Origin of the sequence: Mesorhizobium sp. M1182, from assembly GCF_040318335.1 — a bacterium.
Lineage (GTDB): Bacteria > Pseudomonadota > Alphaproteobacteria > Rhizobiales > Rhizobiaceae > Mesorhizobium.
Genome location: NZ_JAMYMD010000077.1, coordinates 1 through 995, shown reverse-complemented (window position 1 = coordinate 995; position 995 = coordinate 1). Strand labels below are relative to the sequence as shown.

At 53.4% G+C, this 995-nt stretch carries 2 protein-coding genes and 1 pseudogene; all 3 read left to right on the top strand.

Annotated elements, in window-relative coordinates; translation table 11 throughout:
* The first annotated feature begins 207 nt into the window (after positions 1–207).
* The gene (locus NKH33_RS33120) at positions 208–465 is read left to right on the top strand and encodes a colicin D domain-containing protein (RefSeq protein WP_352474380.1); all 258 of its coding nucleotides are present in this window, start codon (positions 208–210) and stop codon (positions 463–465) included.
* Positions 462–734 (top strand): colicin immunity domain-containing protein, encoded by a 273-nt coding sequence (locus tag NKH33_RS33115; RefSeq protein ID WP_352474379.1) that lies wholly within the window; start codon positions 462–464, stop codon positions 732–734. The genes NKH33_RS33120 and NKH33_RS33115 overlap by 4 nt, the downstream gene beginning before the upstream one ends.
* Before the next feature lie 73 nt (positions 735–807).
* A pseudogene (locus tag NKH33_RS33110) lies at positions 808–995 on the top strand (transposase); the annotation flags it as partial.

Below are 995 nucleotides of genomic sequence, written 5' to 3'. Positions count from 1 at the left end.
CCGCTATACTGCCTTTCGAAGATTCTTCTTGCGCTCACGGGGGCGTCCACAGATGTGCTGAAGGTTCTGCAAAAAGTTTTGGAGAAGAGAACGGGGCTTGCTCTGAGGGGCGAGCTGCCATGGCACGCTGGTGACGTTTCGACTACCTATTCCCGTGGAAGGGGAGTGCCATGACCAATCGAGAAATTAGACTGAGCAGAGGGCGAGTTGAAAGCGTTGCTGTCGTCGGATGAGGACGGCTTTCGCAAGGTCTTGCAGATTGTGGTGCAGGAGGCTTTGGAGGCCGAGATGACGCAGGCCATCCAAGGAGCTTATCAAGGGCAATCAGTAACGCACTTCGTCGACCCGCAAACCGGCTTGAATGTCATTCGCGATAGTTCAGGAAATCTCCTGTCTGGATGGAAGCTCAGTCCCAAGCAGTTAGAATATGTCTTGACGACCGGAAAACTGGGAGGCGGACTATGAGCAGCGTATCTGGCGAATATCGTGCGTTGGTTGAAACCTTTCTCGCAAGGGAAATAGATGCTCCTAAGTTGGTAGAAATTTACTTAAAGAAATTTAAGGATGAGACGCGAGCCATCCCAGAGCAGGAGTTTAAGGTGATAGATGAGATCTTTGCTGACATTGACTCATACACTTCCGATATCAGCTTGATTAGAGAGAATCCTAGATTCTATGTTGACGAAGCACAACTGAGAGTAAAAGTTGCGGAGGCCCTAGACCGGCTCCCATGAGGCTTACCGGGATAACCGAAAGCAATTATCTCAATCCCGCTCTACAGCGGCGCGAGTTCGTGACAGAGCTCAAGCGGGCTCGCCGGCGGCAATCCGCGAAGTGCTGCCCGAGGCGGTCTGGCAGCGCTGCTACGTGCACTTCCTCAGAAACGCGCTCGACTACGTGCCGCGCAAGATCGACGACGATTGCCTGATGGAGCTCAGATGGTTCTACGACCGGCGCGACCTTGCCGAGGTCAAACGCGACCTGGCGCAGTGGAT